15 protein-coding genes are annotated in these 14198 nt (G+C 49.6%); 9 read left to right on the forward strand and 6 right to left on the reverse strand.

Annotation, left to right across the window (positions count from 1 at the left end; all coding sequences use genetic code 11):
• The 7 genes from mrdB to lipA all read left to right on the forward strand — a co-directional run bounded on the left by mrdB (position 1) and on the right by lipA (position 7115).
• On the forward strand, positions 1-1113 hold the full coding sequence (gene mrdB, locus P2W74_RS16365) for a peptidoglycan glycosyltransferase MrdB (RefSeq protein ID WP_276292435.1): 1113 nt from the start codon (positions 1-3) through the stop codon (positions 1111-1113).
• 10 nt (positions 1114-1123) lie between these two features.
• Complete coding sequence (rlpA, locus tag P2W74_RS16370; RefSeq protein WP_276292436.1) at positions 1124-2224, forward strand: endolytic peptidoglycan transglycosylase RlpA; 1101 nt, start codon at positions 1124-1126, stop codon at positions 2222-2224.
• Between the two features lie 142 nt (positions 2225-2366).
• The gene (gene dacA, locus P2W74_RS16375) at positions 2367-3578 is read left to right on the forward strand and encodes a D-alanyl-D-alanine carboxypeptidase DacA (RefSeq protein WP_192611535.1); all 1212 of its coding nucleotides are present in this window, start codon (positions 2367-2369) and stop codon (positions 3576-3578) included.
• Between the two features lie 107 nt (positions 3579-3685).
• A complete protein-coding gene (gene ybeD / locus P2W74_RS16380) occupies positions 3686-3949 on the forward strand; it encodes a DUF493 family protein YbeD (RefSeq protein WP_000850547.1) in 264 nt (87 codons plus the stop codon).
• Between the two features lie 98 nt (positions 3950-4047).
• Positions 4048-4689 carry a lipoyl(octanoyl) transferase LipB gene (gene lipB / locus P2W74_RS16385; RefSeq protein WP_276292437.1) on the forward strand — a complete coding sequence of 214 codons (642 nt, stop codon included), beginning with the start codon at positions 4048-4050 and terminating at the stop codon, positions 4687-4689.
• Between the two features lie 298 nt (positions 4690-4987).
• The gene (locus P2W74_RS16390; protein WP_276292438.1) at positions 4988-5962 is read left to right on the forward strand and encodes a YbeF family transcriptional regulator; all 975 of its coding nucleotides are present in this window, start codon (positions 4988-4990) and stop codon (positions 5960-5962) included.
• 187 nt (positions 5963-6149) lie between these two features.
• Complete coding sequence (gene lipA, locus P2W74_RS16395; protein ID WP_276292439.1) at positions 6150-7115, forward strand: lipoyl synthase; 966 nt, start codon at positions 6150-6152, stop codon at positions 7113-7115.
• A gap of 97 nt (positions 7116-7212) precedes the next feature.
• Here the strand turns inward: lipA and tatE are convergent, their stop codons facing one another.
• Both tatE and P2W74_RS16405 read right to left on the reverse strand, forming a co-directional pair.
• The gene (tatE, locus tag P2W74_RS16400) at positions 7213-7416 is read right to left on the reverse strand and encodes a twin-arginine translocase subunit TatE (protein WP_192611531.1); all 204 of its coding nucleotides are present in this window, start codon (positions 7414-7416) and stop codon (positions 7213-7215) included.
• A gap of 128 nt (positions 7417-7544) precedes the next feature.
• Positions 7545-8333 (reverse strand): deaminated glutathione amidase, encoded by a 789-nt coding sequence (locus P2W74_RS16405; protein ID WP_276292440.1) that lies wholly within the window; start codon positions 8331-8333, stop codon positions 7545-7547.
• A gap of 90 nt (positions 8334-8423) precedes the next feature.
• On the opposite strand from P2W74_RS16405, the gene crcB reads away from it, so the two are divergent.
• A complete protein-coding gene (gene crcB, locus P2W74_RS16410) occupies positions 8424-8807 on the forward strand; it encodes a fluoride efflux transporter CrcB (protein WP_276292441.1) in 384 nt (127 codons plus the stop codon).
• Positions 8808-8860: 53 nt separating this feature from the next.
• Here crcB and cspE read toward each other — a convergent pair whose 3' ends face one another.
• Both cspE and pagP read right to left on the reverse strand, forming a co-directional pair.
• Positions 8861-9070: a transcription antiterminator/RNA stability regulator CspE gene (cspE, locus tag P2W74_RS16415; protein ID WP_000034826.1), complete on the reverse strand. Its 210-nt coding sequence runs from the start codon at positions 9068-9070 to the stop codon at positions 8861-8863.
• Between the two features lie 187 nt (positions 9071-9257).
• Complete coding sequence (gene pagP, locus P2W74_RS16420) at positions 9258-9821, reverse strand: lipid IV(A) palmitoyltransferase PagP (protein ID WP_407649436.1); 564 nt, start codon at positions 9819-9821, stop codon at positions 9258-9260.
• Positions 9822-10232: 411 nt separating this feature from the next.
• On the opposite strand from pagP, the gene dcuC reads away from it, so the two are divergent.
• Positions 10233-11615, forward strand: coding sequence for an anaerobic C4-dicarboxylate transporter DcuC (dcuC, locus tag P2W74_RS16425; RefSeq protein ID WP_276292442.1), 1383 nt, complete (start codon positions 10233-10235; stop codon positions 11613-11615).
• A 53-nt stretch (positions 11616-11668) separates the two neighbouring features.
• On the opposite strand, the gene dpiA is transcribed toward dcuC, so the two are convergent.
• Together dpiA and dpiB are read right to left on the reverse strand one after the other, a co-directional pair.
• Positions 11669-12349 (reverse strand): two-component response regulator DpiA, encoded by a 681-nt coding sequence (gene dpiA, locus P2W74_RS16430; protein WP_276292443.1) that lies wholly within the window; start codon positions 12347-12349, stop codon positions 11669-11671.
• Complete coding sequence (dpiB, locus tag P2W74_RS16435) at positions 12318-13979, reverse strand: sensor histidine kinase DpiB (protein ID WP_276292444.1); 1662 nt, start codon at positions 13977-13979, stop codon at positions 12318-12320. The genes dpiA and dpiB overlap by 32 nt, the downstream gene beginning before the upstream one ends.
• Positions 13980-14198: the final 219 nt, after the last annotated feature.

The raw sequence follows: 14198 nt of genomic DNA on the forward strand, positions 1-14198 counted from the left end.
ATGACGGATAATCCGAACAAACGAACGTTCTGGGATAAGATTCATATCGATCCCACCATGATGCTTATTCTGCTTGCGCTGCTGGTTTACAGCTCTCTGGTTATCTGGAGCGCCAGCGGCCAGGATATTGGCATGATGGAGCGAAAAGTAGGGCAAATCGCCATGGGTCTGGTGATCATGGTGGTGATGGCGCAGATCCCCCCTCGTGTTTACGAAGGCTGGGCTCCTTACCTGTATATTTTCTGTATTATTTTGCTGGTGGCGGTCGATGCCTTTGGCGCAATATCGAAAGGGGCGCAACGCTGGCTTGATCTTGGTATCGTGCGCTTTCAACCCTCTGAGATTGCAAAAATAGCCGTCCCCCTGATGGTCGCGCGCTTTATCAACCGTGATGTCTGCCCACCGTCATTGAAGAACACGGCGATCGCGCTGGTATTGATCTTCATGCCTACGCTGCTGGTTGCAGCGCAGCCCGACCTTGGCACCTCAATTCTGGTCGCGCTTTCCGGTCTGTTCGTGCTGTTCCTTTCCGGCCTGAGCTGGCGCCTGATTGGCGTTGCCGTGGTGCTGGTCGCCGCGTTTATCCCCATCTTGTGGTTCTTCCTGATGCATGACTATCAGCGCCAACGCGTGATGATGCTTCTCGATCCGGAAACCGACCCTTTAGGTGCGGGTTATCACATTATCCAGTCTAAAATTGCTATTGGCTCTGGTGGTCTGCGCGGTAAGGGCTGGTTACACGGTACTCAGTCGCAGCTGGAATTCTTACCCGAACGCCATACTGACTTTATCTTCGCGGTGCTGGCGGAAGAGCTCGGTCTGGTCGGAATATTAATTCTGCTCACACTTTACATTTTGCTGATCATGCGCGGGCTATGGATTGCCGCCAGGGCGCAAACTACCTTTGGCCGGGTCATGGCTGGCGGTTTGATGTTGATATTATTCGTTTATGTTTTCGTAAATATTGGTATGGTGAGCGGTATTCTGCCCGTTGTCGGGGTTCCACTCCCGCTGGTCAGTTACGGAGGCTCCGCACTGATAGTGCTGATGGCCGGGTTCGGGATTGTTATGTCGATCCACACCCACAGAAAAATGTTGTCGAAAAGCGTGTAAGGGGTACGCAATGCGTAAGCAGTTGCCTGGAGTCTGCGTCGCAGCAGGAATTATGCTGCTCGCGGCATGTACGAGTGATGATGGTCAGCAACAAACGACCGTCGCACCGCAGCCAGCGGTATGTAATGGGCCGATTGTTGAAATCAGCGGAGCCGATCCGCGTTTTGAACCGCTCAACCCAACGGCAAATCAGGATTATCAGCGCGACGGTAAAAGCTACAACATCGTGCAGGATCCTTCTCGCTTTAGCCAGGCTGGGCTGGCCGCTATTTATGAAGCCGAGCCGGGCAGCAACCTGACCGCGTCAGGCGAAGCGTTCGATCCTATGCAACTTACCGCCGCGCACCCGACACTGCCGATCCCCAGCTATGCGCGAATCACTAACCTGGCTAACGGTCGCATGATCGTCGTTCGCATCAACGATCGCGGTCCTTACGGTAATGATCGGGTGATTTCACTCTCCCGTGCCGCTGCCGACCGACTGAACACGTCGAACAATACCAAAGTGCGGATTGACCCAATTATCGTGGCTCAGGATGGCTCGCTCTCCGGACCCGGTATGGCGTGTACGACCGTTGCGAAACAAACTTACGCTCTGCCCTCTCGCCCTGATCTCAGCAGCGGCATGGGAGGCGCGTCTTCCGCGCCAGAACCGACACAGCCACAAGGTGATGTTCGCGCGATCAGCAACTCGACGCTGAAGAGCGATGACTCTGCGGGTGCGCCAGTCAGCAGCAGCGGTTTCCTCGGTGCGCCGACCACGTTAGCGCCGGGCGTGCTGGAAGGTAGCGAACCCACGCCAGCCCCTGCACCCGCCACGACGACGCCCCCCGTCACCACACCAGCATCAAGCGCGGCAGTAACGCCAGTCTCATCGGCGTCTACCGGCGGCCGCTTTGTGGTACAGGTCGGTGCCGTGAGCGATCAGGCACGCGCACAACAGTATCAACAGCGCTTAAGCCAGCAGTTTGGTGTACCGGGTCGCGTGGTGCAAAACGGTGCCGTCTGGCGTATTCAACTCGGGCCTTTCGGCAGTAAAAACGAAGCCAGTACCTTGCAGCAACGTTTGCAATCCGAAGCTCAATTACAGTCCTTTATTACCGGCGCGTAGCGGTGTAAAGCAGGCATCTGAACTGTCAATTTTTGTTAATGACGTTAACAAAGTCATGCCGAAAGTCAGATGCCTGCGGGTATAGCATTTGCTATAGTAGGGCACTTTTTTTAATTCCATCACGGATGTCGTAGTTCAGACCATGAAGACCACTTTTTCCGCTCGTTTCCTGCAGCGCATGGCGCTCACCACGGCTCTTTGTGCAGCCTCCATTTCCGCTGTGCATGCCGATGACCTGAATATCAAAACCATGATCCCGGGTGTTCCGCAGATCGATGCGGAGTCATACATCCTGATCGATTACAATTCCGGAAAAGTCCTGGCAGAGCAGAATGCTGACATGCGCCGCGACCCGGCAAGCCTGACGAAAATGATGACCAGCTATGTCATTGGTCAGGCAATGAAAGCCGGTAAATTTAAAGAAACCGATCTGGTTACTGTCGGTAACGACGCCTGGGCGACAGGCAACCCGGTATTTAAAGGTTCATCCCTGATGTTCCTGAAACCCGGCATGCAAGTTCCGGTTTCACAGTTGATCCGTGGTATTAACCTGCAATCCGGTAACGACGCCTGCGTCGCGATGGCTGATTTCGCCGCGGGTAGCCAGGACGCCTTCGTCGGCCTGATGAACAGCTACGTTAGCGCACTGGGCTTGCAAAACACGCATTTCCAGACTGTTCATGGTCTTGATGCTGACGGTCAATACAGTTCTGCACGCGACATGGCGCTGATCGGTCAGGCCTTAATCCGCGACGTTCCTAACGAATACTCCATCTACCGGGAAAAAGAGTTTACCTTTAACGGTATTCGTCAGTTAAACCGTAACGGTCTGCTTTGGGATAACAGTCTGAAGGTCGACGGTATCAAAACGGGCCACACTGACAAAGCGGGTTATAACCTCGTCGCTTCTGCGACCGAAGGCCAGATGCGTTTGATTTCTGCGGTGATGGGCGGTCGTACTTACAAAGGGCGTGAAACAGAAAGCAAAAAACTGCTGACCTGGGGCTTCCGTTTCTTTGAAACTGTAAACCCATTGAAAGTCGGCAAAGAGTTTGCTTCTGAACCCGCCTGGTTTGGTGATACCGATCGCGCCTCGTTAGGCGTAGATAAAGACGTCTACCTGACGATCCCGCGCGGCCGAATGAAAGACCTGAAAGCCAGCTATGTTCTGAACACCACCGAATTACATGCTCCACTGCAGAAAAACCAGGTGGTCGGCACAATCAACTTCCAGCTTGATGGTAAAACCATTGAGCAACGCCCGCTGGTAGTGCTGCAGGAAATTCCTGAAGGTAACTTCTTCGGCAAAATCGTTGATTACATTAAGTTAATGTTCCATCACTGGTTTGGTTAAAAATTGAACACTTGAAAGTGTGATTTCCATCCCCATATACTAAGCATCAGTAAAACTCCCGCTTTTGGCGGGAGTTATTATTTTATTTACGTTACGCCGGAGCTGACATGAAAACCAAACTTAACGAACTGCTTGAATTCCCTACACCATTTACTTACAAAGTAATGGGGCAGGCGTTGCCTGAGCTGGTTGATCAGGTGGTTGAAGTGGTACAGCGCCATGCGCCAGGTGATTACTCCCCGACGGTAAAACCAAGCAGCAAAGGCAATTACCACTCGGTCTCTATCACCATCAATGCTACCCACATTGAGCAAGTAGAAACCCTGTATGAAGAATTAGGCAACATCGACATCGTTCGTATGGTGCTGTAAGTCGTATTACCGTGGTTACCCGGCGTCGTCCGGGTAACAGCATTCCCCTCTGTGTTATACTCTCCCCTCTTTTATTCATTCTCTACGGAGATGCCGTTTTGTATCAGGATAAAATTCTTGTCCGCCAGCTCGGTCTTCAGCCTTACGAGCCCGTTTCCCAGGCTATGCACGAATTCACCGATACCCGCGATGAAAACAACAATGATGAAATTTGGCTGGTTGAGCACCATCCTGTCTTCACGCAAGGTCAGGCCGGTAAAGCGGAGCACGTATTAATGCCGGGAGATATTCCCGTGATCCAGAGCGATCGCGGCGGGCAAGTCACTTACCACGGCCCTGGCCAGCAGGTGATGTATGTGCTGTTGGATCTTAAGCGCCGTAAGTTGGGCGTGCGTGAGCTGGTCACGTTGCTGGAACAAACTGTCGTCAATACTCTTGCAGAGCTGAATATCGAAGCGCATCCGCGTGCCGATGCGCCAGGTGTTTATGTTGGCGAAAAGAAAATTTGCTCATTGGGTTTGCGCATCCGTCGCGGCTGCTCATTTCATGGTCTGGCGCTTAACGTAAATATGGATCTCTCGCCATTCTTACGTATCAATCCTTGTGGTTACGCAGGGATGGAGATGGCTAAAATATCGCAATGGGATAGCGAAGCGACAACCGATAATGTACGCCCCCGATTACTGGCGAACATGTTAGCTTTACTTAATAATCCAGCACATGAATATATCCAGGCTTAATCCGTGAAATATAATGACCCAGATATTTTATGGGTCATTAACCATATACTATTTGAATGCTTTACTTCTCCGCCCGCTTTCTATATTTTCAATCAATCGACTATAACGTCATTAGGGGATACCCCTCATCTAACTGCATGATAAAATGACAGGTTATATGAAAAAAAGAATTTTTTATCGACTGCCTTATTGAACGGAATACAGATAGCAATACTGATTAATATTTAATCAAAAATATATATACAGAAGATGATATTTATTATTTTATTCACAAAATGAATAACTCCGGAGCAAAAAAGTGAATGACAATAACCCGTCTGAAAAACGAGCACCCGAGCATCTGCTAGAGGACAAACCTCAAATATTCAGGACGCTAAGAAATATCGACCTTAATCTTTTGACTATTTTTGAAGCGGTTTATGTTCATAAAGGTATTGTCAACGCCGCCAAAATTCTCAATCTGACGCCGTCTGCTATTAGCCAGTCTATTCAAAAACTACGGACGATATTCCCGGACCCATTATTTATTAGAAAGGGTCAGGGCGTTACGCCGACCACTTACGCCACACACCTGCATGAGTATATTAGCCAGGGCCTGGAGTCGATTCTCGGCGCACTGGATCTGACCGGCAGTTACGATAAGCAACGCACGATTACCATAGGCACAACCCCTTCGGTCGGCGCGCTGGTCATGCCAGAAATCTACAAAGCCATCAGAGCGCGTTACCCGCAACTTCTGCTGCGCAACATTCCCATCAGCGATGCGGAAAACCAACTGACCCAGTTTCAGACGGACCTGATCATCGACAACCATACCTATGACAATCGGGCGATACACCGCCACGTCTTGTTTACAGACTCCATGGAGCTCGTCTGTCGTCAGGATCATCCTTTGCTTTCGGCATCACTTACCGAAGACACTCTGAATAATGCAGAGCATACCCTGCTGATGCTGGAAGGTCAGAATCTGCACCTGTTACGTCAGCGCGTGCAAGAGATGTTCCCGGAACGACAGGTCAGCTTTAGCAGTTACAACATCTTTACTATCGCGTCGCTGATTGCGAACAGCGACGTGATTGGCATGATGCCTGCACGCTTTTACGCGTTGTTTAGCCATTGCTGGTCGCTTAAAAATATTCCTTACGCTGTTCTCAACGATGAAAAAATCGCATTTTCTCTGCATTACAACAAAGTGAGTCTGCGCGACCCTATTCTTGAGAACGTTATCGACATCATACGTGATGCTTTCCAGAATGAAGATGTTGCTGCTTAGCCACCAGGGATAGTGGATGAAGGGCACAAAACAACAACTATTTTACATTTTGCCAGCCACTCAGGCTGCTTTATGGCCCGTATCAATGATATACTGCGTATAGTTAATTCAAAAATAGTTGATAAATACAACATTTCCTTGAATTGAAACGCTTACCTTCGTTATTCGCAACTGGAACACGCACGCTATGAGTAAACCCATTGTGATGGAACGCGGTGTTAAATACCGCGATGCCGATAAGATGGCCCTTATCCCGGTTAAAAATGTGGCAACAGAGCGTGAAGCCCTGCTGCGTAAACCGGAATGGATGAAAATAAAGCTTCCAGCGGACTCCACTCGTATTCAGGGCATCAAAGCAGCAATGCGTAAGAATGGCCTGCATTCTGTCTGCGAGGAAGCCTCCTGCCCTAACCTGGCTGAATGTTTCAATCACGGTACAGCGACGTTCATGATCCTCGGCGCGATTTGTACCCGCCGTTGTCCGTTCTGTGACGTTGCACATGGACGTCCGGTCGCCCCGGACGCCAACGAACCGTCAAAACTGGCGCAGACGATTGCTGATATGGCGTTACGCTATGTTGTCATCACCTCCGTCGATCGCGACGATCTGCGTGATGGCGGCGCTCAGCACTTTGCTGATTGCATTACGGCCATTCGCGAGAAAAGCCCGACGATCAAAATTGAGACGCTGGTACCGGACTTCCGTGGTCGTATGGATCGCGCGCTGGATATCCTTACCGCAACCCCGCCGGATGTCTTTAACCATAACCTTGAAAACGTTCCGCGTATCTATCGCCAGGTGCGCCCAGGGGCTGACTACAATTGGTCCCTGAAGTTACTGGAACGCTTCAAAGAAGCGCATCCGGAGATCCCAACCAAATCGGGTCTGATGGTCGGCTTGGGTGAAACCAACGCTGAAATCATTGAGGTTATGCGCGATTTGCGTCGTCATGGCGTGACCATGCTGACGCTGGGTCAGTATCTGCAGCCAAGTCGTCACCACCTGCCGGTACAGCGCTATGTCAGCCCGGATGAGTTTGATGAGATGAAAGCGGAAGCAATGGCGATGGGCTTTACCCATGCCGCGTGTGGACCGTTTGTTCGTTCCTCTTACCATGCAGACCTGCAGGCAAAAGGACAGGAAGTTAAGTGATCGCGTAACACTCACTTACATTTCAGGCAAAAAAAACCGGCAAATCGCCGGTTTTTTTCTCTGTAGAGTATAACGTGCGGACATCCTGCTCCGGGTATTACTCTTTGTGAGAGAGTTTCTCTGCCTGAACGTCGCCGCTTGCGTCTTTCTTCGCTCCGGCATCTTCATCGTTCATCGCTTTCTTGAAGCCTTTAATTGCCGATCCCAGGTCTCCACCCAGCGTACGTAACTTCTTGGTACCAAACAGCAGAACAACCAGTGCGGCAACCACCAGCAATTTGGTAATACTAATCTCACCCATAGATACCTTCTTAACTTGAAACAGGCTGCGTAACGCGCCGTATTAACCTGAGAATTTTAACGGCCTTTTGGCGCGCGCACACAATAACAATCTGTAACAAGGTGAATCAAGCATTGTTTAAATAAACGTCATAATAATTGCGGTGGCGCAAATCGTCGGTTATGTAACACCGGGAGTTGCGCCCGGACCTGGCGAACCCGTTGCGCGGAAACCTCCGCCATAATCAATGTCGGCGTCTCGGCGGCGGCGGCTATCGTGACGCCAAACGGATCGATGATACGGCTTTGACCAATATTTTTGTTGCCGCACTCCCCTGCAGCAATCATATAGCATGTTGAGTCCAGCGCTCTGGCAGCCAATAACGTTGACCAATGATGCTCCTTAAGCGTCCCCCTGACCCACGCAGCAGGAAGCACCAGCACTTCCGCTCCCTGAAGCGCCTGCGCCAATGCCAGCTCAGGAAAGCGCAAATCGTAACAGGTCATCAAGCCAACCTTCATGTCATCCACCTCCAGCAGCGGCGCAATAGCGTCTCCTGCGTCCACATTGCGGGACTCCTGTATCGAGAAGGCATCGTAAAGATGAAGTTTCGCGTAATGTGCAACAATCTTGCCCGCACGCAGAGCGACCAGCATATTAAATGCCCGCCCCGGCGTGGAGGGAACATGAAGGGTCAGAATGGTCGTCATGGCATTGCTGGCGCTCTCACCTAACAAGTGGGTCAAAAAGCCCCCTTCCAGAAGTTGCGCTGATTTTACCGACAAGTCGGGGTCAAGATCGTCACGCGCCAATAACGCCTCTGGCAACACCAATAACGCTACCCCATTTTCTGCCGCCTGAGACATCAAGGAGACGCATGTTTGTGCATTCTTCTCCCACAGGGGACTCACCGCAAACTGCCCTGCTGCAACGAACATATTCCCTCCACTTACGTTTGTTGAACTCGCCAAAGAGGATTATTCAGCGTTACACTCACCCCTATACCAATCAAATAGCAGGATTGTGTTGTGTTACAACTTCTTTTAGCAGTTTTTATTGGTGGCGGTACAGGTAGCGTTGCACGCTGGCTGTTGAGTATGCGGTTTAACCCGCTGCATCAGGCGCTCCCTGTTGGCACACTCGTGGCGAACTTATTGGGCGCTTTTATCATTGGTATGGGGCTTGCGTGGTTCAATCGCATGACTCATATCGACCCGATGTGGAAGGTACTCATCACCACGGGTTTTTGCGGCGGTTTAACGACATTCTCTACATTCTCAGCTGAAGTCGTTTTTCTGCTACAGGAAGGACGTTTTGGCTGGGCTATGCTCAATGTGCTGGTCAACCTGTTAGGGTCTTTTGCGATGACAGCAATGGCCTTCTGGCTTTTTTCAACGTCAACAGCGCACTAGGAGCGAAAAAAAACCCGCAATTAAGCGGGTTTTGAATTCTTGCTGTCGTATGCTTACAGAGCGGTTACGTTTGCAGCAGAAGGGCCTTTGGCACCGTTAGTGATTTCGAACTCTACACGCTGACCTTCAGCCAGAGTTTTAAAACCATTGGTCTGGATTGCAGAGAAGTGTACGAACACATCTTTGCTGCCATCTTCCGGAGTAATGAAACCGAATCCTTTGGACTCATTAAACCACTTAACGTTACCTTTAATCTTAGACATCAAAATTACCTTTACATGAAAAATAGACACAAATGCTGTGTCGGGTATCAGTACATCAATTGTGGTGCATTTTGTCCAGTCGAACTTTGCCAAAAAGTGATAAATGTCGCGTTATTTTTTAGTGTGATGTTGTTACCATTTGTTTTTATTGATGTTTTTAGCTTAAGAAAAGTCCGGAGCTCAGGCATCAGAACTGAAAGCGCATCCATGCAAAGTAGACATTGCCGTTGTTATAGGTCCCAGGGATGTAAGTCATCTGGAACGTCGCGGGTCCATAGCCAATGGAAGCCAACGGTAATACAACGGGAACAGGGATATAATTCCAGTTATCACGCGCTGTGGCGCCCGCCGTAAAACCTAAACCCATATGAAAATTCTCATCCGCTAGCGGCCGCCAGGTTTTTTCCCAACCATAGCCTCCAATCGGCTCCCACTTATTGTAAGAATCCTTAAAGGCCATAATATAAAGACCGTGCCAGTTGCCTTTATCATCCCAGCGTGATTGACCAAACCCCGCGCCCCACGGACGTTCATTGTAACGATCCGTTTTCTCTTTATCGTAGGCAAATCGCGCATGCCAGGTAATCGCAGGGACATAAAGATCATAATGTTCAGGCTGTTGCCAGGTTTGCGCAACATTATCCTTCAGCGTATCAAACCACCCTTTATCCTCTGCAAAGACCTGAGGCAGGAGAATCAACTGAGCAAACAGAAATGAATAAATAAGAAGATATTTTTTAGCGACAATCACAATATAATTACCATTCTTGGGTTCGGCGGCGATCGTAGCAAAGCCAACTCAAATGAAACCTTAACAAAAAGGGAACTGAGAAAAATCGCAAAGTTCTGATTTTCTATTGTCTTCGACTGTATTTCTTCGCGGGAATAATGCTCACAGATGGCCTTTATTATTGTATGGAAATAGACTTAACCTTATTTAAATCCAGCCGCTCATTACTCAATTAACAATATTGCATCAAATTCATATCAAATTAAAAACAAATTAAACCTTATCTAAAAAAAGAGGCTGTGCGGCGTTGAATCCGTCTTTTTATTGATTTCAATCAGCAAGAGAATACGGTTTATTCGGCACATTTTTACCCTATTTTGAAGTCATTTGCTTCGTTTTCACTTTCTGGGTGTCCATGCGACAGGGGAAATAATGTTGACATTTATTGAACTCCTTATAGGAGTTGTGGTTATTGTGGGTGTAGCACGCTACATCATTAAAGGCTACTCAGCCACCGGCGTATTATTTGTGGGCGGGTTGGTACTGCTGATCATCAGCGCGCTCATGGGGCACAAAGTTTTACCTGCCAGTGAAACTGGTACAGGCTATACAGCCACAGATATCGTTGAATATATTAAAATTCTGCTGATGAGTCGCGGTGGCGATCTCGGCATGATGATCATGATGCTGTGTGGTTTCGCCGCCTATATGACGCATATTGGCGCCAACGATATGGTCGTCAAATTAGCGTCTAAGCCCCTGAAGTATATCAACTCACCCTATTTACTGATGATCGCCGCGTATTTTGTTGCCTGCCTGATGTCGCTGGCCGTCTCCTCCGCAACAGGGCTTGGCGTACTGCTGATGGCGACCCTCTTCCCTGTGATGGTCAACGTCGGTATTAGCCGTGGCGCGGCCGCGGCAATTTGTGCTTCTCCGGCAGCAATTATCCTCTCGCCAACCTCTGGCGATGTCGTATTGGCCGCAAAAGCAGCGGAAATGCCGCTGATCGATTTTGCATTTAAAACCACGCTGCCTATCTCAATCGCCGCCATTATCGGCATGGCGATCGCCCACTTTTTCTGGCAGCGTTATCTGGATAAAAAAGAGAATATTTCACATGAAATGCTCGATGTGAATGAAATCACCACCAGCGCGCCCTCTTTTTACGCAATACTGCCCTTTACGCCGATCATTGGTGTTCTGGTATTTGATGGCAAATGGGGCCCGCAACTGCACATTATTACCATTCTGGTTAGCTGCATGTTGTTAGCAGCTTTGCTGGAATTTGTTCGTGGCTTCAATACGCAAAAAGTATTTTCCGGACTGGAAGTGGCGTATCGGGGAATGGCGGACGCCTTTGCGGGCGTGGTCATGCTGTTGGTGGCGGCGGGTGTTTTCGCTCAGGGTCTGAGCACCATCGGTTTTATTCAGAGTCTGATCTCTATCGCTACTTCTTTTGGCTCAGCAAGCATCATTCTGATGCTGGTCCTTGTGATTTTGACCATGCTTGCGGCCATGACGACAGGCTCCGGTAATGCGCCTTTCTATGCCTTTGTGGAGATGATACCGAAACTGGCGCACTCTTCCGGCATTAACCCGGCTTATCTGTCGATTCCCATGCTGCAGGCGTCAAATCTGGGACGTACTATTTCCCCGGTATCCGGGGTGGTCGTTGCCGTTGCCGGTATGGCAAAAATATCACCCTTTGAAGTGGTGAAGCGGACATCTGTCCCGGTGATGGTGGGACTGCTGATCGTCATTGTCGCCACTGAAGTCATGGTGCCAGCCTCGTCCGCGATCGTCGGCGGCTAACGTATCAATGCCGGGTAGCAACGCTCATTGCACCGCTATCCGGCATAGCCGAATCATCCTCCGTGGTAGATTCGTTGCGGCCTGCCAATCTTACCGTGAACAATCTCTGCAATAATCAGATGGCGACCCGCACAGTATTCCAGATAGCGCCGGGAGGTCGTCCGGCTAATGGTCAGCGCCTGGGCCACGGTTTCTGCGGTATGCTGAACCGTCGGATCGCTAAACAGCTTGAGTATCGCATTAAGCGTTAATGCATCGATCCCCGTAGGCAAATCGCCTTTGGGTTCTCCCCGGGCATATGCATTAAACATTTCGTCAATTTGCCGCTGACTGGCACTGTCGTTACCCGCCAGCATGCGCCTGCGCTGCTGATACCGGGTGAGCGTTTGACCGAGTCGCTCATAGGCAATCGGTTTGATCAGATAATCAAACGCCCCACCGCGCACGGCCTCAGACACCGTATCCATATCGCTGGCCGCCGTGGTAAAGACCACGCCGCCCGGGTAGCGTGACTGCGTCAATTCATGGAGTAACGTGATGCCCTTTCCGTCTGGCAGATAGTTATCCAGTAAAATGAGCCCAGGCTTAAAACGCTCAATCATCATCCGGGCCTGCGCCAGATTCCCGGCAAGCCAGATCTGTGTAAAGCCTGGAATATGGCGAATATATTCCGCATGCATTTCCGCCAGCAGCGTTTCATCCTCAACGATCAGTATGCTTAATGGTTCCGTCATTGTTTTTTTTCACTTTCGGAAGAAATAGAGAAAACAAGGTGCCGCAAGGATCATTATCTTCCAGCGTAATGATCCCCCCACAGCGCCCCACATAACTTGCAATCAAATACAGTCCAATGCCATGTTCTCCAGGCTCGTCAGTTCGCGTACTGACACCCTGTTCGAATATTTTTTCGCGCAATGCCTCAGGAACGCCGCAGCCCTGATCGGCAACTTCTATGATGACTTCATCCCCTTCATCACTCAAAAAGAGCTCTACAACATTATTTCCTTGCGGAGTCCGCAAACTGGCTTCAAAGGCATTATCGAGCAGATTCCCGACAATCGCCGCAAACTCTGTGCTATCAAGCCCTTCCGGAAGTTGATGTAGCTGGCTACCGGGCACAATTGTCATCTGGAGTCCCAACTCCCGCGCACGCTGCACTTTACCAAACAGTAAACCGGCGACCTGACGGTCGGCAAACGCGCTGCGCAAGCTGTCGATTAGCTGTTGCTGCGCCTGCGATTCCCCCTGCACCATCTCCCGGACGCGATCATACTCCTTCATTTGCAGCAGACCATTGAGCGTGGACATCCAGTTTAGATGTTCATGGCGCAGAGTTCTGAGGCTCTCGACATATTGTTTTATTTGGGTCAGTTGCGCATTAAGGGTATAAATCTCATCCTTACTTCGAAAGCTGATGATCGCTCCAAGTAATTCGTCGCCAGAGCGGATCGCCTCACGGTTAGCAATAACACTGAGTCCATTAAAATTGGCCATCACATCCTGGCGTTGCTCTGCGATCTCCTGAGTGAAGAAATCCGCAGGTTTCACCACCTCTTCAATCGGTTTTCCCAGCCACTGCCGCCCGGGAGAAGACAAACCCAGCATTTTCCTGGCGCTACGGTTAATGGCGGTAATAAACCCTTCAGGATCAACGGCAATCAACCCTTCATAGACGGAACTAAACAACGCCTCCTGCTGGCGTACCACGCGCGCGATTTGCTTTGGCTCCATCCCCAACATCTGGCGGCGAATATGGGAAGCAAATAACCACGAAAGTAGCATCAATAGCAGCAATAACAGGACAAATACGCCCGCCATCGGCAATAAAAAGTCCAGTCGCCAGCTATCGATTTTGCTGACCAGATAACCAATCGACACCACACCGATCACCTGACCGTTTTCATTGAATATTGGCGTCTTGGCGCGCATCGCCATGCCGATAGACCCCTCCCCCATAATAAAATAGCTTTCACCCTTTTCAAGCGCGCCGGGTTTGGTGAACTGCATGGGCTGACCAATTTTTTTCGGGTTTGGGTGGTAGAGGCGAATCGAATTGCGGTCGCCGATCACGACGTAGTCAAAATCGGTATCGCTCTGCAGTTTATCCGCAATGCTGGCTAATCGTGGGTAATCACGATGTTCGACGGCAGAGATTATGCTGTCATTCGAAGCAATGATCTTCGCCTGGTTCATCGCCATATCCCTGACATGGGTAACCAGATAGTCCTCGAAACTTGCAGAAAAGTACCGGGCCAGGGCCGCGATGATAAAAACAGAAACCACCAGAATAAGGAGGAAAATTCGTAACGGGAACGCAAGGCGCCGAAAAAAAAGAAACTGCTTTTTATTTTTATGAGCGGGCATTATTGTTCCTTACGTATGTCAACCGGTACACTTAACGCATATATGTAATAAAAATGTTTTCTTCCGAAAGAAGAGAATAATCTAAGATCGTTACAAATTCCCCACCTTAAATCAATTAAACAAATTAAAACCACGCCTTAAATGATCGTTAAGTTAATTAAAAAACTTAAAACCATAAAACACATAAAAACCATCTAACTCTTTGTGAAATAAATCAAA

This window comes from Citrobacter enshiensis (assembly GCF_029338175.1).
Classification (GTDB): domain Bacteria; phylum Pseudomonadota; class Gammaproteobacteria; order Enterobacterales; family Enterobacteriaceae; genus Citrobacter_D; species Citrobacter_D enshiensis.

Excerpts from the sequence above, each read along its gene's own strand:
- cspE (WP_000034826.1), bottom strand. The coding sequence starts at position 9,070 with ATGTCTAAGATTAAAGGTAACGTTAAGTGGTTTAATGAGTCCAAAGGA.
- rlpA (WP_276292436.1), top strand. The coding sequence starts at position 1,124 with ATGCGTAAGCAGTTGCCTGGAGTCTGCGTCGCAGCAGGAATTATGCTG.
- dcuC (WP_276292442.1), top strand. The coding sequence starts at position 10,233 with ATGTTGACATTTATTGAACTCCTTATAGGAGTTGTGGTTATTGTGGGT.
- mrdB (WP_276292435.1), top strand. The coding sequence starts at position 1 with ATGACGGATAATCCGAACAAACGAACGTTCTGGGATAAGATTCATATC.
- dacA (WP_192611535.1), top strand. The coding sequence starts at position 2,367 with ATGAAGACCACTTTTTCCGCTCGTTTCCTGCAGCGCATGGCGCTCACC.
- lipA (WP_276292439.1), top strand. The coding sequence starts at position 6,150 with ATGAGTAAACCCATTGTGATGGAACGCGGTGTTAAATACCGCGATGCC.
- dpiB (WP_276292444.1), bottom strand. The coding sequence starts at position 13,979 with ATGCCCGCTCATAAAAATAAAAAGCAGTTTCTTTTTTTTCGGCGCCTT.
- P2W74_RS16405 (WP_276292440.1), bottom strand. The coding sequence starts at position 8,333 with ATGTTCGTTGCAGCAGGGCAGTTTGCGGTGAGTCCCCTGTGGGAGAAG.
- dpiA (WP_276292443.1), bottom strand. The coding sequence starts at position 12,349 with ATGACGGAACCATTAAGCATACTGATCGTTGAGGATGAAACGCTGCTG.
- tatE (WP_192611531.1), bottom strand. The coding sequence starts at position 7,416 with ATGGGTGAGATTAGTATTACCAAATTGCTGGTGGTTGCCGCACTGGTT.
- ybeD (WP_000850547.1), top strand. The coding sequence starts at position 3,686 with ATGAAAACCAAACTTAACGAACTGCTTGAATTCCCTACACCATTTACT.